At 51.8% G+C, this 18,972-nt stretch carries 13 protein-coding genes and 2 pseudogenes; 5 read left to right on the top strand and 10 right to left on the bottom strand.

The annotated features are described in order from the left end of the window. Positions 1-32: 32 nt before the first annotated feature. The 5 genes from ACTG2W_RS04945 to ACTG2W_RS04925 form a co-directional block, all read right to left on the bottom strand. The gene (locus ACTG2W_RS04945; protein WP_193758648.1) at positions 33-2,342 is read right to left on the bottom strand and encodes an RNaseH domain-containing protein; all 2,310 of its coding nucleotides are present in this window, start codon (positions 2,340-2,342) and stop codon (positions 33-35) included. Between the two features lie 8 nt (positions 2,343-2,350). Beyond that, positions 2,351-5,419, bottom strand: coding sequence for a hypothetical protein (locus ACTG2W_RS04940; protein WP_102988538.1), 3,069 nt, complete (start codon positions 5,417-5,419; stop codon positions 2,351-2,353). Then, the gene (locus ACTG2W_RS04935) at positions 5,407-6,438 is read right to left on the bottom strand and encodes a restriction endonuclease-related protein (RefSeq protein ID WP_127908165.1); all 1,032 of its coding nucleotides are present in this window, start codon (positions 6,436-6,438) and stop codon (positions 5,407-5,409) included. Before ACTG2W_RS04935 ends, ACTG2W_RS04940 begins: the two co-directional genes overlap by 13 nt. A gap of 297 nt (positions 6,439-6,735) precedes the next feature. After that, entirely contained in the window at positions 6,736-6,984 is a 249-nt protein-coding gene (locus ACTG2W_RS04930; RefSeq protein ID WP_440016076.1) for a helix-turn-helix domain-containing protein, read from the bottom strand. A gap of 579 nt (positions 6,985-7,563) precedes the next feature. Beyond that, positions 7,564-7,941 carry a hypothetical protein gene (locus ACTG2W_RS04925; protein WP_102988540.1) on the bottom strand — a complete coding sequence of 126 codons (378 nt, stop codon included), beginning with the start codon at positions 7,939-7,941 and terminating at the stop codon, positions 7,564-7,566. Between the two features lie 166 nt (positions 7,942-8,107). Here ACTG2W_RS04925 and ACTG2W_RS04920 point away from each other — a divergent pair, with 166 nt between their 5' ends. From ACTG2W_RS04920 to ACTG2W_RS04910, 3 genes and pseudogenes are all read left to right on the top strand, one after another. Then, on the top strand, positions 8,108-9,013 hold the full coding sequence (locus tag ACTG2W_RS04920) for a hypothetical protein (protein ID WP_102988541.1): 906 nt from the start codon (positions 8,108-8,110) through the stop codon (positions 9,011-9,013). After that, complete coding sequence (locus ACTG2W_RS04915; protein ID WP_102989885.1) at positions 9,000-9,275, top strand: hypothetical protein; 276 nt, start codon at positions 9,000-9,002, stop codon at positions 9,273-9,275. The genes ACTG2W_RS04920 and ACTG2W_RS04915 overlap by 14 nt, the downstream gene beginning before the upstream one ends. Before the next feature lie 505 nt (positions 9,276-9,780). Continuing rightward, positions 9,781-10,413 (top strand): annotated as a pseudogene (locus ACTG2W_RS04910) (M3 family metallopeptidase); the annotation flags it as partial. A 63-nt stretch (positions 10,414-10,476) separates the two neighbouring features. Here the strand turns inward: ACTG2W_RS04910 and ACTG2W_RS04905 are convergent. Then, positions 10,477-10,830, bottom strand: coding sequence for a solute carrier family 23 protein (locus tag ACTG2W_RS04905; protein WP_440016075.1), 354 nt, complete (start codon positions 10,828-10,830; stop codon positions 10,477-10,479). Continuing rightward, positions 10,779-11,761: pseudogene (locus ACTG2W_RS04900) on the bottom strand (solute carrier family 23 protein). Before ACTG2W_RS04900 ends, ACTG2W_RS04905 begins: the two are co-directional and overlap by 52 nt. Before the next feature lie 625 nt (positions 11,762-12,386). Between ACTG2W_RS04900 and ycfP the strand changes: the two are divergent. Both ycfP and ACTG2W_RS04890 read left to right on the top strand, forming a co-directional pair. Further along, the gene (gene ycfP / locus ACTG2W_RS04895; RefSeq protein ID WP_440016074.1) at positions 12,387-12,926 is read left to right on the top strand and encodes an alpha/beta hydrolase YcfP; all 540 of its coding nucleotides are present in this window, start codon (positions 12,387-12,389) and stop codon (positions 12,924-12,926) included. A 74-nt stretch (positions 12,927-13,000) separates the two neighbouring features. Beyond that, a complete protein-coding gene (locus ACTG2W_RS04890) occupies positions 13,001-14,293 on the top strand; it encodes an NAD(P)/FAD-dependent oxidoreductase (protein WP_440016073.1) in 1,293 nt (430 codons plus the stop codon). 84 nt (positions 14,294-14,377) lie between these two features. Here ACTG2W_RS04890 and ACTG2W_RS04885 read toward each other — a convergent pair whose 3' ends face one another. The 3 genes from ACTG2W_RS04885 to ACTG2W_RS04875 form a co-directional block, all read right to left on the bottom strand. Further along, entirely contained in the window at positions 14,378-15,019 is a 642-nt protein-coding gene (locus ACTG2W_RS04885; RefSeq protein WP_064337685.1) for an energy-coupling factor ABC transporter permease, read from the bottom strand. Positions 15,020-15,107: 88 nt separating this feature from the next. Next, positions 15,108-15,905 (bottom strand): pyruvate formate lyase 1-activating protein, encoded by a 798-nt coding sequence (gene pflA / locus ACTG2W_RS04880; RefSeq protein WP_118853640.1) that lies wholly within the window; start codon positions 15,903-15,905, stop codon positions 15,108-15,110. A 65-nt stretch (positions 15,906-15,970) separates the two neighbouring features. Beyond that, the gene (locus ACTG2W_RS04875; protein ID WP_139494557.1) at positions 15,971-18,907 is read right to left on the bottom strand and encodes a sensor domain-containing phosphodiesterase; all 2,937 of its coding nucleotides are present in this window, start codon (positions 18,905-18,907) and stop codon (positions 15,971-15,973) included. Between the last annotated feature and the right edge of the window lie 65 nt (positions 18,908-18,972).

The raw sequence follows: 18,972 nt of genomic DNA, 5'->3' as shown, positions 1-18,972 counted from the left end.
ATATGGGCGCCGACGTCAGTATCGCAAGCTAGCTATGTCCCATGAATCCTACGATTGATTTCTATGAGAGGATGGTCCTCTGAAACCTGCTTTGCCATATGCATTGGGCTAGGTAACCGCAAATTTCCCTCCCAAAGAGGTGCATTTCGGCATAATAGTGCTGTCTGGTGTGCAATATCTAGTTCACTAGCAAAGTTTGCCGAGCTGATCACCGCGATCTCTGTTACCCCTAGTTGCTGCCAAGGGTCACGTAGGGATCTATCCAAGATATCAAAGCGAGTGTTTTTACGCTGTGAAATAACGCGGCCATATTGGTTTGATGGTGATACAAAGTAATACAAGTCAGAACGGTCTTCCACTCGATAGAGACCGATTTTTGTACCGATAAATGCTGCCTCTAATGGATGTTTTATATTGTCGCCGCTCATCTGAGCAGTATCATCATCAGCGCGGATTCGAACTAACCATGCGCTATTATTTGCAATCTCAGGTAAATTATTTCCCCCACTATCTTTTAATCCGTCATAAACTGCTCGCAAACCACTATGTAGGTAAACCAGTAAAGGCATGTCCGCAATTGGTGTTGGAGCCAAGAAGGCCTGCATTACTAAATTCTGAACCTCATCCTTTGTAAAAAGATGTTCCGTTGCATGGATACGAGCTGTGCCTGTACGATAGTCAAACCATCTTGTAGTTTTTGACTCGTTATCAAACCAGAATATCTCTGTATTACTACCATAGAGACCAACCCGAGTAATCACAGGTAAAAATAGGGCGGGCCCCTTAGTTTGTATTCTATCGACATAAATAGATACAATGGTTGTATTTTTTGGCAATGATTTAACTCGAGGTAAAGCACCAGGTAAAACACCAGACTGACGAATTGCCTCGATCAAGCATGCAGAAGCGGCATAATCTGGATCACTCGGCTCAGCATCAAAGATGAACTGCGTTGTCACTCCCTGTTTTGCAAATAGTTCACGTAACCGAAACTTGGGGTCATGCTCAGCTTTTGCTTGTGCGACGGATAACGAAGTTTCGATTATTGCTGTACCCTCTGAATCATGAATATAAGGTTTAACCTCATATTGAAACCATTCTTCTAGACTCATCATCCCCATTCCTGGTTCACATAATGCTTGCTCGGCATTAGAAGGAGATATATGTCGTAACTCTACAATAGGGAGTTGATTTCCTTTGAATAAATGCTTTTCATCGGCCAGTAGTTTATTTGCATTTTCTAATCTAACACTAGTCCTGGAGTGTGCTGATACAACTAGAACCGACTGTGTTCCGACACTGACGTCGGCGCCCGTGTTCACAGATTTTTTGAGCATACTAATAGCTTTGTTTGCAAGCACAGGTGCTGTTTCCGGCAAGCTTTCCATTAGATGCCAACAGGCCTGATCTAGGAACAATGGCCCTGTTCCAGAAGCAATTAAAGGTGATGATGGCATGTGTGCGTGTATTGGTCTAACATTCCCTCTAGGAGAAAGTTCGCTAGTGCCAAGATGGGGGAAAGGATCAATTCCCATATGACTCAGCAAGCGACTTGTTGCATTAAAGTAATCTGTTTCGTAAGAGCCATCTTCATTTTTTTTGGTAAAGATAGATAATTTGGCGATAGTATCATTTGTTTGTAATAGTACATGACGAGTTTTGTGCCGCCATTCCGTTAGAATATGGCTTAAATGCACACGAATAGCGATAAATGGTAATTCTGCATTTCGGAGCAGAACCAATTGTGGTCTTATACCATGTAGAGCCATAGCTCGTCTTTGGCCGCTCTCTGAAACTATTGGGTTATCCCAAGCCAGAAGATCTCCATCAGATGTTAGATGTAATGATAGAGGCACCGTTGATGACATGGGAGTGGGAGTCATGGCGGATGACACCAACCATGGAACGATTGTGTATGCTAGTGTGGAAGGTCCGCTATTTTTAGCGATGATATCCTCTGCCCGTAATATGGTTGAAGAAAATACATGTAAATTGTCTGGCACGCTAGATTCAGAAGAGCTAGAGCGGTGTAATAAATCTAGTGCCCAAATATGTAGTGCACGGTTCACGAGTTCAATGCTGATAGGCTTCAACGTAACAATTGCAGGTAATAACTTGTTTCGATCAGGATTAGTATTAACCCATACCGGTCCCTTTGATAGTATTGACAACATTTCTGACAATAACTTTGTCGGCATATTATAGCGATTATTACGATTCCAGATGTCGTTCAGTAATCGCCAAGCGGTTTGGTAACGTTCAGATGCTCGAAATTGAAATGCATCCGGCAACAGTGCAGGGTTAAAATGGAATAAGTTTGTACGTAGTTGACCGACTTTCACCTAGCCTCCTAGATCGAATTTTCGATGTACTTTTTAATTGCCGTGGCAAGTGCTGCATGATGACGGGAAAACTGTGTCCATTCCCCGCTATCCTTTAGTCGTTTTACAGACTCGTTGAGTAGTTTAGCCCAAGTGGTCTTACCATCGAAGAAAGCCGCATCAGCGAAGTAACATGTTACCTCTGTCCCCCCTCTTCTAGCTCTTCCCATAAGTTGGGTTAGCGTAACAAGGATATTCATCACTGTATAATGGCGAATATTTGACGGTTGCTGGCTAAATGCTGGTGAAGAACTACGAATACTGAAGAGAATGCCGTTGGCAAGTCTCCGTTCTGCAATCACACCCTCTCCTGGTTTGAAGGAAGCAGATATAGTATTCCCTGTTTCGTAACAGATATGCGCAAGATTGTTTCCTGGCCGATCAGATGAAGGCAATGGACGAACGCATACTACAATGCCACCAATTGCCGATTCACTATTTGAGTTAACAATATTGTGTCCTCTCGCCATTGGGAATATAGAGCTGACTAATATACTTTTTGCCGCATGAGGTCCCTGAGTAAATGAGGCGAGGTCAGCATATGAAATTATCTGATCATCCGGTAACCGATGGGCGCCGACGTCAGTGTCGGAACCTCGCACCAGTAGCACTTGTTTCCCTGGGCCATCCATAAGTCCATATAGTGCCGATGCCAGTTCTTCGGCATCTGTATCGCTGCTTGTTACTAGCAGCAATCTCGCTCGGTTAGCTGTCCGTGCATCTGACCGCAGCTTTGCTAAACGTGACTTCAACCATGGCCAAAGTTCTTTTGACAAAGCTCGGATCCGCTCTCCACGTTCATACAGAGATGCTCCTGATACCGCAGTCGTGACGTTCACGTTTTCAAATCTCATATGCCCTGGCATGTCAGGCACATCAATCAAATTGATTGCGGGGAGATCAAAGCTGCTTGCACCAGGGAAAAATGCCGTTGCGGAAAAGCCGATAAACAATCGTTCAACTCCGGCAAAAGATAAAGCGGTCAGTTCCGGCAATGCAAGTAACGTCCGGTGCGGATCTCCTCGCATAGCGACAACATCGAGAGTTGATTCATCATGGCTCAACTCTTTGCGCTTAAAACCATAAACAGTTCGATGCAAAGGACCATTTGGAGTTGGGGTTACTGGTTCTGGCCCCTTCAATGCCTGTTGTACATCTAATGCATAGTCGACATTCGCCCTTACTAGTACTGGAAGGTCGCGCTGTAGGTTTCGTAGCTGTTGCTCAAGGAAAGATAGTCGCCCTCGTAATATCAACGATGCTTTCATCTTTTGTCGTTCTTTGGGCTTACTACCTTTTGCAAATTTTCCTAGGTCAGCAAGCTCGTCAATTATCAATTGAAGCTCCATGGCCATAGATTCAGGAGAAAGATTTCCGTCACTTCTTGCCCAATAAGACAGATTGTTTTGTAATGGTCTTAGTTCGTCAGATACCAATTTATTCTGAGTAAATAGGTCATCAAGTGACTCCAGTGATATTTTTAGGTTTTCTATCAAGAGCCCATCATCAGCAGTTGGCCAAGTAGTTTCTTTTTTAGGCCATGTGAAATAACCAGAGTGATGAAGATTTAGTAACTCGTTAACCATTAAAGTACAATAGGCGAGCGCCCAGCTGACCCTTATATGGCTGCTACGTTTTAGTCCATAAATCGGTGTGTTGGGAAATTCGACATGTCGTCTTAGTTTACCTAGTAGGTTGGCAGTATATTGATTTCCAAGCTCTAGCTCAAAAACACTACAGCTAATAGCTGTCTGAAGCAGACCATCAATCTCATCTGCAAGAAATACTTGAGAACGATTTAATAATAGGTCGATGGTGCTCCTGACTCCTGCACCATCAGACTTGTTTGAAATCGGTATTCTTGTTGAGCCAGATAAGAGAGAGTGATGATTGACTACGACAATATCTGCTTCAAGAGCCTGTGAAAGCATAGATGTCTTGCCGCACTTAAATAAAAATGGGCAATGGTGAACTCTATAATCTTTATCTTTACCAGAACGATTGTTGCTAATGGACATATGCAGATTGAAACACGGTTCCTTGCCTGGAAGACTGAGGCTCTCATCACTAGAGAATGCATCTAATAGGCAACTGTAGTCATATGGATGGCCACTATTTTTATCAATAAAATAGGGCTCAGCCATATCGGCTATCCTGGACTGTGAGTGAAGTGGAGCGATTTTAAGGCTCTCTCTCAACACTTGTGCTGATTTGGTTAGTGCTGTAACCATATTTCTGACATCAACCAAGCTAGGTACCGCAATCGTGATCTTATATCCACGCCGGGCAGCATCTAAAGCCATCATAAGCATCACTACGCTCTTACCTGCTCCTGTAGGTGCATTTACCCGATAAAATTTACCTGGGTTGGTAATAATATTAGCATCGTCCTTTAATAATTTATTTAGTGATGATTTATGGCTGTTATGGAGGTTGTCTGACTTATCTAGTTCTTCTGCTAAAACTGATAACTCGTCAAATCTCCATTGTATTTCACTTGTGCCTTTACTCGCATTTAACGGTATAGATTGCCCCGTTTTTGCCAAGTGGGGACGAAATTCATCTGGAATGGAAAACATCCTGATGCCGTCGCTTAAAAACTGCTTTATGATTATGTTGCCAGAGTCAGGTAAGTCTATTGTTCTCCGTTCACTACGCCAGTTAGATATTACATTAAGTAACTCAGCGACAACTCTCTGAGGTTCAAGTGGTTTTACTAAACGATAGCATTGTTTTTCTGAAATCTTGTTAGAACTGTCTGTATTAGTATCGGTTAATTCAAATAATGGCAGTTTTTCCTTGAGTAAAGATGATATTTCTTCTAGTAATGTTTTTGGCTGAGCCAGCTCTGCTGGACGGAATCTAATAAACTTAGCTATTACGAGTTTATCTTCTATTGGGAGCTCTTGCCAACCAGACCAAAGATGAATTCTTCCAGCAGCAAGAGCAATAGCATCTGCGAAGGATGGCTCACATGAGATATAACGAGCAGTTAATGCAAGGCATAAGGCCGCAGAGTTTTCCATTAGGCTTTGCATAACTTAACTATCTCCCTTAGACATCCACTTTCGGTGAAAACTGGTAATGGACTCATCTCACGTAGATAGGATAAATCACGTTCCATATAGTCAGGAATGACGATCCAGTTATCTTGGCTAGGTGCCATTGACTGTAGGTGTGTAGCGAGTCTTGGGGCTGAGCGCCAAACCTTGGCATCAATATTTATCACCCTGTCGTTAATTAATGTACGAACATCAGATGTATCTACGTCAGGCCACAATAAAGCCTCTAGCCCTATTTCTCCGATGCGTCGTGCAATAGATAATTCTAGTAGTCCAGGTATAAGGGTATATTGCCAAATAGGAGGGCGCAGCATCCAGGTTTTATTGGAATCATAGCCAGATATTTCAGCGCCAGAATTAGTATGAACTAAACCATGTGAAGTCCATTCATACACCCCTCCTGTAGCCACACACCATTGAGACCCACATGTGACAGGGGATGAGTTGATTGCCATCGGCCAACCACACACTGGACATGGGTAAGTAAGCTTGTCACGTTTTAGGTGTTCAGGGATTTCCGTGTAAAGGTCAGCTAGTCCAATGCCTAGTGGCACGAAAACCTCATGAACATCTGAGTTTTGTCCAATGATAGGATGTTGAATTATATATGATCTAAATGTTCGGTATAAATGTTCACCTCCATTTCGCAGTCTACACGAGTCTCTGACTTGTCTTATGATTCCTTGTACTCGCTCAACTCCAACAGCTGGTTCTAATTCGAGAGCCATTTCCATACAGGATGGTGAGGGATAGCCACCAATACTCAGTGGGCCTGTGTAGGGGCCTCTAACAGCTTCATCCAGCCAGTCCTCAAGAGGTACATGGATTTGTTGCTCCATTTCCAGCAAGGTCAATGGCTTGCATGATGGGTTTAGTCTCCAGTAGAGAGAAATTGCTTCTCGCAATGCAGGCACTGCCAAGGATCTATCCGAAGCCAGTAAGTTGGCGCATTTTGATAAAACTCGTAGCAGCCGAGTAGCAATGGTTTCATCCATGAATATCCTCCCAAGAGGTTACAACTGTATAGATATCTTCAGGAAAAACGGCGATCTGCATCCCATAGTGCATCAAGATAGGTGCCAAATGTACTTTCGCGCCACCGTAAGGGGCGCCGACGTCAGTGTCGAAATGTGATTCGGTGTGACTTGGCTCCTGTCTGTCTAATGTTTGTGATGTAACGGAGTCCAACAGCAGCGAAAGCCGTACTCGCGTAAGCGTAAGGTAGGTCGTGAGTAGTAACCAAATGATATGGGTTAGGCTGACTTTACAGAAAGATTCTCAACAGGAGCATGCTAGTGCTTATTGCTGTCTTTTGGTTTTGTTCGTTCTGACACTGACGTCGGCGCCGATCGATTTGTGGTGGCTTCGTCAGAGAATGGCGGGGCTATCGGGTAGTGTTGTTCCTCATAGACTTCAACCAGAGTTGCCAGCAAGTTCAGCTCGTCACTCTCTGGGGTGCCTGCTGGCGCATCAAACAGAAGTTCTATGCGGGCCAGTGCGGCCTCATAGTCCGCATCGTTTCTGATGGCTGTAATGCGCATTTCATGTAACCCCATTTGCTATGGACGAGCCCAACGGAACAGCACCGCGAACGCTCCTGCCCAGCAGGCCGCACCTAACCACATGGGGGCCGCATAACTGTATACATCGTTCAGCCCAAACAGTGTGAAGAGTAGCCCGTTAGACCAGCAAATAACGGCCCTGATGAGCAGAATTATCGCCAGCAAAGCAACGATATGCCAAGCCCTGACCCCTTTCATTTCTGTCCTCCATAGATATCCAATGGTTGTTCGTGCTCTTGGGTCGTAGATGAACGAGTCTATTCTGCATAACCTGAGTTGGCCATTCTTAGGTGTCTTAATCGAGGTTATCCTGTTTCACCTTGAGGCGCAAACCTAGCTCCCAGCAGGGATTTCAGTTCTTGCCACGAATGATGGTTTTGTCTCAATTATTTGAGGGAAATCTCATCTATTTCCAAAAATGACACTATTCATCACCAAACAGAGCTTTATTGTACACGTGGATAATTGAACCAATAATTCATACTAAATAAAAGGGATGAATTTCAGCCCTTTGTACATCCTCCGCCCGCCTGTTACCGGCTAAGCCAGGGTTGTGATCTATCTTTCACTCGATGTTTCGGCTTTACTGTGATGCCACCACAACCAAGTTAATCCAATTGGGGCAATGAAGATCGCCATCCCCCAACAAATCACGATAGTGAACAGCTTGACCAACAAAAAAATAGGTATGGCTAATGTGATGACGGTATTTCCCATTATAAAATCTTTAACGCTATCCCACACAAATTTAGAGTAAGGATAAAGTAGCGTATTTAGACCGAAATAGAACATAGCCGATACTGGCATTGGCTTTGCCGTTGAGCTTTGGCTCGATATGAAAATGATAAAAACAGGCAGCAGTGCCCCGAAGAATAGTTGGCGAAAGTAATAGGCTTTATCCAGCCCCCCGAACGTCTTGGCTAAAATGGTTTTCATGGTACCCTCATTGCTAAAACCCGCATTTTTACACGAGGGCTCGAATGATAACCAGCACAGTTTCTTTCGACAACCAGTGTCGTCCCGTATCATTGCTGTTTTGGGCTCACTCGCACCTTGTGGCACAATGGCATTTTTGAGTTAGCCAATAGCTTGGGGGGGAGGCATGGATTCAGTGCGTTTTAAGCAGTTAATGAAAGCGCGGGGACACTGGAGGGATGCAGAGCTTACTTCCGCTGAGCCTGCCTTTCGTGATGAGCGGGGGATCGTCAAGCTTATCGAGAAAAACACAGGCTACTGGGTCGATGATGAGAGCCAATGTGAAGCACCGGCAAACCCGCTAGCGAATGGCATTTTTATCTGGACTGAGATCAAAGGGACTGGGCATGCCTTCATTTCAGTGCATGAGAATAACAGCCCCTTTGTGTTCACTTATGGGCGCTTTGGGCGAGTCGGTGAGCCACTGGAGGCTGTAGGGGATGGGATCTTGAATGCTTTATCCTATGGCGATGCCAGGGATTACTATAGAAAGCAGCTCTATGAGATGGGGGCTAAAGTTTTCCTGATTGATGATGCCGATATATCAATAACAAAAAAATATTTCGAGCGGTTATGGGCTCGCGGGTCTCCGGCAAAGCAAACGGAAGGCATGAGGGACAGCACCAAAAGAAATGGGCATACAATCGATCAATACGATGTGACCGGTGTTAATTGCACGACCCATGTAACGAAAGGGATAAAATTTTCTGGGTCTCGCGTCTTTGACGGTGGGTATACAACTAACTCCCTTATGAGGATTGACTCTGAGGAGGATTTTGCGGTGCCCTTGTCGCTGCAACGATACCTGGAGGACAAGAGCCGAGATCCTTCGATGCTTGTTGTTGATATGACCAGCGAGTTTAAGAAGCAGTACCCCAACACTGACGGGATCGCTCCGATGGATGAATCATCAAGCAGAGTAAAGGCATATCGAGCAATGTCAGAAGTTGCCTCTTCAGTGGGTAAGTTGTCGCCATATTCTGGTGGGACAGTCGGCGGGTTCCTAGAAGGGGCTTATGATGTTAACCAGTAAGGCAAAGGCAATTATTCGATGGATGGGCATATGTTTAGTCGCCCTTTCTTATTATGCGTGGCTTGGTCTTGCAATCCTTTCTTTTGGTCACATAGACGAAAAGGAAAGCATGAGGCTATCAGAAAAGGTTGTTACGGAGGACTATCATCAAGCCATTGTTAAAAGCATTTATCACGCCACGGATAATGTGATTGAAGTCGCCTCAATTGGTTTTCCAATTGCAGTTATACTTATTCTGATAATTTTCAAAAAAATTAGGTAATAACTTAATGGGGCTGTTATGAAACTGATTGGCCGGATTGAGATTGATGGGGTAGCTGATGTTATTTGTGACATTTGCGGCGGAAGTACCACAATAAAAGACGACTCCCCCCTGAGTTTGCGACCCTGAAAGCAGCATGGGGGTATCCCTCAAAACATGATGGTAAATCTTACGAGCTCCATTTCTGCGAAGATTGTTTTTTTCAAACGCTCGCCAACCTGAAAGAGCAGAGAAGAGGGGCGCTGATATTTTCTGAACAAGGTTACACCCCTGATCCTGATTTTGGGTTACTCAATAAGCAAGCTTAGAACGAGTGTGGCGACGTCAGTGTCGGAACGGAGCTTGGTGGTTGGTAACTGTTACCTTTGTAAAAAGTGAGAATCATAGCCAGATGATTCTCACCTTTTTTAACATTATTTATCGATAAGTCGAGAATCCCCTGTAAGCCTTGCGCCACAAGAACCTTCATATCATTCTCAATAATATTAGTGCATTAGTGATGTGCCATGCCTGGCACAACTGGGTGATCCGCGATCTGCCGATGAGTCAGCGCAGCTACCCCATGACGCTGGCGGAGACCGCCTCCATCTTCGCCGAAACCCTGGTGCGCAGCGCCCTGTTCGAGCAGGCGCAAAGCCCGGAAGAGCAGTTGGCCATCGCCTGGGCGGAGGCCGACGGCGCGGCCACCTTCCTGGTCAATATCCCGGCTCGCTTCGATTTCGAGCAGGCCTTGGTGGCTGAGCGGGCGCAGGGTTATGTATCCGCAGAGCGGCTCAAGGCGTTGACCGACGAGGCGTGGGGACGCTGGTATGAGGGGAGCCTGACCCGCTATCACCCCATGTTCTGGGCGGCCAAGGCGCACTTCTCCATCGCGGGGCTGGGTTTTTACAACTACCCCTATCTGTTCGGTTACCTGTTCAGCCTCGGGGTCTATCAGCAGTTGATGAGCCGCAAGGCGGCGGGGGAAGAGGGCGTGGCTGAGGCCTATCGCGCCTTGTTGCGCGATACCGGCCGGATGAGCGCCGAAGATCTGGTAGCCAAGCATCTGGGGCAGGATATCCGTGAGGCCGCCTTCTGGCAGGGGAGTCTGGCACAAGTAGCGCAGGCGATAGAACGCTTCGCACAGTTGCCGGCCTGATTGGGTCAGCGGTGATATGAACAACAGGCCCCCGGACAGTCTCGCTGTCCGGGGGCCTGTTTGTTATGCCTGCTCTTGCTGCGGTTTGATGGGGCCAACGAACAGGGGGCGGGTCTGGTGAGTCAGAGCCGGCTGATAGCCGTTGAAGAAGAGGTTGAGCAGCACCGAGCTGATGGTGGCCAGCAGGATACCGCTATGAAAAAGCGGTTGTAGCTGCGCCGGAAGCTGCTGGAAAAAATTCCCGGAGACCGTCGGGATCATGCCAATTCCGAGACTGATGGCGACGATATAGAGGTTGTGGCGGTTGCTGTTGTAATCGGTGCGCGCCAGGATACGAATACCGGTGGCCAGCACCATGCCGAACATCACGATGCCAGCGCCCCCCAGTACGAAGGGCGGGATGGAGGCGACCAGCACCGACATCTTGGGGATGAGGCCAAAGGCGAGCAGGATCCCCCCGACATCACGCAGACCCAGCGACTCGATACCCCGGTCACGCTCACCAGACCGATATTCTGGGAGAACGAGGTGTGGGGGAAGCTGTTGAATATCCCACCAATAATGGTGCCGATGCCATCCACCCGCAGCCCGCGCACGATATCACCGCGCCTGGCCGGATGGCCTACGATGTCGCCGAGCGCCAGAAACATCCCCATCGATTCGATGAAGGTGATCAGCATGATCACCGTCAGGGTGGCGATGGAGATGGGATCGAAGGTGGGCCAGCCGAAGGCGAAGGGCACTATGGGGGCAAACCAGGCAGCCTCGCCGAGGCCATCGAGGCTCACTTCGCCCATGGCGATGGCCACCACGAAACCGAAGATGATCCCGAGCAGCACCGAGATATTGCTGAAAAAGCCCTTGGTGAAGCGGGTCACCAGCAGGATAAAGACGAGCACCAGAAAGCTGGTGCCGATATAGCGCAGGCTGCCATATTCCGGATTGCCCTTGCCCCCCGCCATCCAGTCGATCCCCACTTGCATGATGCTGATCCCGATGGAGGTGATAACCACCCCGGTCACTACGGTGGGGAAGAGCGGCATCAGTCGTCCTATCAGCGGCACCAGCAGGGTCGAGATGATACCGGCGGCGATGGTGGCACCGAAGATGCCCGTCAGACCCAGATCCGGGTTGGCTCCGATGGCCAGCATGGGCATCACGGCGGCAAAGGTGACCGACATGATGACCGGCAGCCGGATCCCGGCAAAGCGGCCAATCCCGACACATTGCAGCAGGGTGACGATGCCGCAGCAGAAGAGATCCGAACTGATAAGGTGGAGATCTGCTCCTTGGGCAGCCCCAGACTGCCGCCAATCACCAATGGCACCGCCACGGCGCCGGCGTACATCACCAACACATGTTGCAGGCCCAGGGTAAATAGTTGGCCCATGGGGAGCATGCGCTCCACTTCATCCACCGGGCGCTTACGCGCACCCGGTCGGGGGGAGGTGGGATTGGTCTCGTTCATGAACAGATCACTCCTTGAAGCCCGCGCAACTGCTACAGGCAAGATAGTGAAAGCCGCAGCTTTCCCGGTCATTGATCTCGTGTATTGACAGAGGTGCCAGATCCCTCGGCAGTAGTGAGAGGGAGCCGGTGCAGCACGGGTCAGTGCACAAAACATGCACAACGCCACTCACGAGAGAAAACGTTTGGCGATAACGCCTTGTTTTTGCGGGATGAGTCACATACCGGCCAGATAAGTGTCCGGCTGCTGGCAGGGGAAGGAGGTGAGGGCATCTCAGATTGGTAAGGGGTTTATCATTATCGGTCTGGCGATCTCACTTTGATAGCCAGGCACCAGAGCGTTGCTCGCAATGCGCCCCTCTGCATGTGACGGCGCTCGCGGGCCGCAGGGCGCAATCGGGGGCGGGGGCGTGATCCAAAGCAAGAAAGTTGGATGTTTTGGTGGCGCACGGGGCCGCCGCTGGGGTAGTTTCGATAGAACCGACACAGATCCTGAGGTCTTATCCATGATCATCTATCTGCATGGCTTTGATGCCACCAGCCCAGGCAATCACGAGAAAGTGCTGCAGTTGCAGTTTATTGATGATGATGTGCGTTTCGTGCACTACAGCACGGTTCACCCCCGTCATGATATGAGCCATCTGCTCAAGGAAGTGAAAAAACAGCTCGATATGAGTACCGATCCTAAACCGCTGATCTGCGGCGTGGGTCTTGGTGGCTACTGGAGCGAGCGGATCGGCTTTCTGTGCGGCATTCGCCAGGTGATCTTCAACCCCAACCTCCATCCGGAAGAGAACATGCAGGGCAAGATCGACCGTCCGGAAGAATATGACGATATCGGTACCAAGTGTGTAACTGAATTTCGTAAGAAAAATTCAGGAAACTGCCTGTGTATCCTTTCCGTTCAGGATGAAGTGCGCGATAATCGGAACACTGAACGTGAATTGAAGAACTATTACGACATCGTGTGGGATGAGCGCGAGACTCATAAGTTCAAAAATATCTCGCATCATCTGCAGCGGATGAAGGCCTTCAAAGAAGCCTGATCCATCACGTCGACCGATTTCGTTTTAGGGAGCCAATGGCTCCCTTTCGTTTTGAGGAACCGAGGAAAATCATCATGATGAATATTGTCGTTGTAGGCGGCGGCGCCGGTGGCCTGGAGCTGGCCACCAGTCTGGGTCGCAAGCTTGGCAAGAAGAACAAGGCCAAGATCACTCTGGTCGATCGCAACCGCACCCACCTGTGGAAGCCCCTGCTGCACGAAGTAGCCACCGGCTCCATGGACGCGGGCATCGATGCCCTGAGCTACCAGTCTCACGCCAAGAACCACGGTTTCGACTTCCAGCTCGGCACCCTGACCGACATCAAGCGTGACGATAAACGCATCGTGCTGGCCCCGATCCACGACGACAATGGCGATATCGTGGTCAACGAGCGCGAAGTGCCCTACGACTATCTGGTGATGGCCATCGGTTCTGTCTCCAACGACTTCAACACCAAGGGCATCAAGGATCACTGTATTTTCCTCGATAGCCCCTCCCAGGCGCACCGTTTCCACAACAGCATGATGAACCGCTTCTTGCAGTTCGCCACCGAATATAAGCCGGGCGACAAGGTGAAGATTGCCATCGTCGGCGGCGGCGCCACCGGCGTAGAGCTCTCTGCCGAGCTCTACAACGCGGTCGAGCAGCTCTACGCCTACGGCTTCAAGAACCTCACCACCGACAGCCTGAAGGTGACCCTGGTGGAAGCGGGCCCGCGCATTCTGCCGGCTCTGCCGGAGCGCATCAGCGGCGCCGCCCATCAGGAGTTGGTCAAGCTGGGTGTGGACGTGCGTACCGCCACCATGATCACCGAAGCGACCAGCGACGGTCTGCACACCAAGGATGGCGAGCTGATTGAAGCTGACCTGATGGTGTGGGCGGCCGGTATCAAGGCGCCTGACTTCATGAAGGATATCGCTGGTCTTGAGACCAACCGCATCAACCAGCTGGTGGTGAAAGAGACCCTGCAGACTACCCGTGACGAGAACATCTTCGTTATCGGTGACTGCGCAGCCTGCCCGCAGCCGGATGGCAAGTTCGTGCCGCCGCGCGCACAGTCTGCCCACCAGATGGCCAGCCAGGCGTTCAAGAACATTCTGGCCAAGATGAACGGCGGCGAGATGAAGCCCTACCTCTACCACGACCACGGTTCGCTGGTCTCCCTCAGCCGCTTCTCCACCGTGGGCAGCCTGATGGGCAACCTGATGCGCGGCTCCATGATGGTGGAAGGTTACATCGCCCGTCTGGTTTACATCTCTCTCTACCGGATGCATCAGATCGCCCTGCACGGCTACGTCAAGACCGGCCTCATCATGCTGGTGGGTCGCATCAACCGGGTACTGCGCCCGACCCTGAAGCTGCACTAAGCCGGGATTTGGCACCATGTTGAATACCAAAAGGAGAGGCGATGGCCTCTCCTTTTTTATGGGCGCAGATCAGGAAAGAGGGAGCTACTTGCCCAGATAGGTGCGGTCGAAGAAGGTATTGACCCAGTGAGGGCGGTAGATGGCCAGCACCGTCATCGCCATGCCGTTGAGCAGGGCTTCGGGGAATAGCAGCAGTGGCCAGATGGAGAGGTAATCCGCCGTGATGGTGTGCCAGGGGTAGCTGTGACTCAGCCCCATCAGCAACGCACTGGCGGCCACCTTGACCGAGATGGTGATGGCGCCGCCGAGAAAGGCGGCCACGAAGATATAGACAAAGAGGTGGCGCGGCAGCCAGGCCCAGCTGGCCAGAAACAGCAGCCAGCTGGTGGCTACCGGCAGGGCGATGCCCACCAGCGCTTGCCAGCCAAAATCGGCCAGATTGGTGACACCAAAGTAACCGAGCACCAGCAGGGTCAGGCAAGGGGCGAGCAGTGCCAGCCGCCAGCCAAGCAGCAGGGTGAGGGAGGTGAGCCCGAGAAAATGGACCTCCAGCCCCTCATGCAGACCGGCCCTTAGATACCAGAGCGGCACCAGCGCGATGGCACTACCCAGCAACAGGTGCTGATAGAGGGGGTTGTCACGGAGGGTCTGCCACAGGGAGCGGCGCAGGCTGAAGGCCAGCAGTACCAGCCAGATCAGGAGGGCGGCGAGTTGTCCTTCACTCATCTTGTCGTCCATTCATGCAGTAGAGTCCGGGCGGCCTTCCCGACCGCCCCATAGCAGAGCAGGCTGACGAGTCAGCCTGCTTTTACCATCAATATTTGACGTTGTTGTGGTACTTGCCGAGGATGCCCTTGACCCGTTCCATGGTCTCCTTGCTGGGGGGCTTGATCCCGCTCAGCTCGTACGGGTCGCCCAGCACATCCCACTTGTGTTTGCCGAGCTCATGGTAGGGGAGCAGCTCCACCTTCTCCACGTTCTCGCCCAGCTCGGCGATAAACTGACCCAGCCCTTCGGCGCTCTCGTCGTCGTCGCTCCAGGTCGGTACCACCACGTAGCGGATCCACATGGTCTTGCCTTTGGCCGCCAGATAGCGTGCAAACTCCAGGGTGTATCTGTTGCTGACGTGGGTCAGTGGAATGTGTTTCTCGTCATTGATCTGTTTGATGTCGAGCAGCACCAGATCGGTCTGGTCGAGCAGCTTGTCCACCTGTTCGTCGAGATGGCGGACGAAGCCGTTGGTGTCGAGACAGGTGTGGATCCCTTTCTCTTTGCAGGCGGTAAAGAGTTCGGTAATGAAAGCCGGTTGCAGCATGGCTTCACCGCCGGACGCTGTCACGCCACCGCCGGAGGCATTCATGAAGTGGCGATAGCTGGTGATGTCACTCATCAACTCCGGTACGGTCACTTCGCGGCCACCTTCGGTATCCCAGGTATCGCGGTTGTGGCAGTACTTGCAGCGCATCAGGCAGCCTTGCATGAATACGATAAAGCGTATTCCCGGGCCATCGACAGTGCCGCAGGTTTCGACGGAATGGATCCGGCCAACGGTGCCGTGAGCTCCGGCTGGCTGGCTGATTTCAACGGCAGGGATCCGATTAATGACAGACATAAACAACTCCAACGATTCGAGCAGGCCGTTATTTTATTACATAAACCCCTATTGATCCTACACCTTTAGTCCGGCGCCCGGCTGCCAAGCAGCTGCTCCAGCCCCTTGACGGTGAGCGGCCGACTGGTGAGAAACCCTTGATAATGCTGGCATCCCAGTGCTTTGAGGATGGCTAGCTGCGCTTCCTCTTCCACCCCTTCGGCGGTGACGGTAAAACGGAAGACCTGGGCCAGATCGAGTATTGCCTTGACGATGGCTCTGTCCTGTTCGCTGTGTACCAGGGTCTGAATGAAGCTTCTGTCCAGTTTCACCTCGTCGGCGGGCAGATCCCGCAGATAGGCCAGCGACGAGTAGCCGGTACCGAAGTCATCGATGGAGATGAGGATGCCGAGCTCCTTGAGCTGGCGCATTCTGGCAATACTCTCCTGCCTATTCTCCAATACTACAGATTCGGTCACCTCCAGCAGCAGGCGGGAGGGGGGCACACCGGTATCGCGCAAGATGTACTCCACCTGTTGTACGAAGCCCTGGGTGTGGAACTGGCGGGCACTGACGTTGACCGACAGATGGGGGATCTGCAGGCCACGGTTGAGCCAGAAGCTGTATTGGGCGCAGGCGGTCTTCATCACCCAGTAGCCGATTTCGAGGATCAGGCTGGTCTCTTCGGCGATGGGGATAAACTCCCCGGGCGGCACCATGGTGCCGTCGCTGCGCTGCCAGCGCAGCAGCGCCTCGATGCCCGACAGCGAGCCATTGTCGACCCGGTATTGCGGTTGATAGTGGAGTTGCAGCTCGTGGTGACGCAGGGCATCGCGCAGCTCATTGGTGAGGGTCAGCCGGTTCTTCTCATGCTGTGCCATCGCCTCGGTAAAGAAGACGTAGTGGCCCTGACCGGCGCGCTTGGCCATGTGGGTCGCGGTGTCGGCCTGTTGCATCAGAACCAGATGATCCGTCTCGTTGCCGGAGAAGAGGCTGATCCCCACCGAGGCGCTGCAGTGAAGTTTGTGATCGCCGATGTCGAACGGGGTGCGAAACAGCCCCATCAGCTCGCGGGCGAAGTGCTCTGCCAGAATTTTGGCGGTGACTTCCCCTTGTCCCAGCTGGGTAAAGAGCAGGGCAAACTCATCTCCCGAGATGCGCGCCTGCACCAGATTGTCCTGGGGCAGCTCCCTGAAACGCTGCACCACGGCCTGCAGCAGCAGATCGCCGCAGGCGTGACCGAGAGAGTCGTTGATCGACTTGAAGTTGTCGAGATCCACCAGCAGCAGGGCGCCCCACTGGCCGTTGGTGGCGCTCAGGGTCTGCTGCAAAATATGGTTGAGGCTGCGCCGGTTGTGCAGACCGCAGAGATCGTCGTAGTAGGCGAGCTGCTCGATGTGTCTGGCCGCCTCTTTTTCCTGGGTGATGTCGTAGAAGCTGCAGATGAAGTGGCTGAGCTCCCCCTGCTCATCCTTGACGCCGTTCACCATCAAGCGCACCGGAAAGAGGTGACCATCCTTGTGTAGGCAGCGCTCTTCCCCGAGCCAGAACTCCTGCTCGTTGACGGTGCGGCTGACATCTTCTTTGAGATGATCCCCGTAGTAGGTGGGGCGCAGCTTGCGAATGGAGTGACCGATCACCTCTACCTCGCCAAATCCGGTGATCCGGCTGAAGGAGTGGTTGACCTTGAGGATGATGCCGTTGTGATCCATCACAATCAGCCCATCGTGGGTATTAAAGGCTACCTCGGCCAGCCGCAGGGCATCGTCGGTGGCGAGGCGCTTGAGTTCGATGGCGGCCCGCTCGTGCTGGCTGCTCAATAGATCCAGCAGCTGTTCGGGCTCCTCAAGGGGGGTATCGAGCAGCAGGGTGATCTGGCCAATGGGGGCGCCGCTCTGGCCATGGAGCGGAATGCCGATGTAGGCGCTGGCATTGAGGGCCAGCAGCCGGGTCGCCTTGGGATAGCGCACTGGCAGATCTTCCACATAGATGGCCTGACCATGCTGGAACAGCTCCTGAGCGGGGCCGGGGTCGAGCTGGATGGGCTTGAGGGTGGAGCAGATCTCCTCGTTGATGACGCAGCGGGGGATGATCCAGAGATCCTGACCGCGGGGCTGGAACTCGCCGATCCAGCCCACCCGGGCACCGCTGGCGCTCATGGCCCAGCTTACCAGCGTCTTGCAGTAGTCGATGCCGGTCTGCTGGTGCAGCTCGGGCGGGAGGGCCAGCTCGGCGCGGTGCTCTTCCGGTTGCGGTTGCCAGTGGCCGAGCAGCTGGGCACTGCTGCGCACCAGTTGCAACATCTCCTCGCTAAGGGGGGTGGGATCGAGATACTCCAGACTCAGCACCCCGAACAGCTTGTCCTGCTCCAGCAGGGCACCATCAAGGCGTGAGCGCACACCGGCACTGGTCAGATAGAGGTGATTGCTCAGCATCGGCTGGTGGGCGGCCTCCGAGAAACTCAACGCTTTGCGGGTACGCAGGGCGCGGATATAGCGGCTGTCACCACGGATGGGGTAGAGCGCCTCGACCCCCAGGGTGAACACAGGGGTGAGTTGCTCGCTGCCGAGATCGCCGTTGGCCTGATAGTGCCAGAGGATGAGCCGATCGGCCCCCAAACTCTCTTTAAGGGCCTCGAGCAGGGGCGCATACTGTTGTTGGCTCGCCATCTGGCTGAGGCGCGGCAGTTGCAATGCCAGATCGGCGATGGGCTCCTGGCGAAGGTTCTGCAGACAGATGAGCCAGAAGCCATCCTGCTCGTGGGCGAGGGCGATATGCCACAACTGGCTGGCAAAGCGCACGGTGATCTTGCCGCCATGGCCGTTGGCCAACAGTTGTTCGATGGGCAGGCGCAGGGCATCGGGCAGCTGGGCAGGCCAGGGGGCGCGCGGTTCGTCGAGCCAGTAGAGCGGGGTTTGCATCACGTCGGTCAGGGCGACCAGCCGTTGACTGCGCAGATCCAGACGGAAAAAGAGCGGCGTCTGGAGGGCAGGAGGAAGATGACTGAGTGCGGTAGACGACATGAACAAACAACATCCTGTTAAGCAACCGTCGGGGTTGCAAGAATACTGCAAAATGGTGCGAAACA

This window comes from Aeromonas sp. 96A, from assembly GCF_051919165.1.
GTDB lineage: Bacteria > Pseudomonadota > Gammaproteobacteria > Enterobacterales > Aeromonadaceae > Aeromonas > Aeromonas veronii.
The sequence above is the reverse complement of the archived record's forward strand: the minus strand, read 5'-3'. Positions and strand labels throughout refer to the sequence as shown.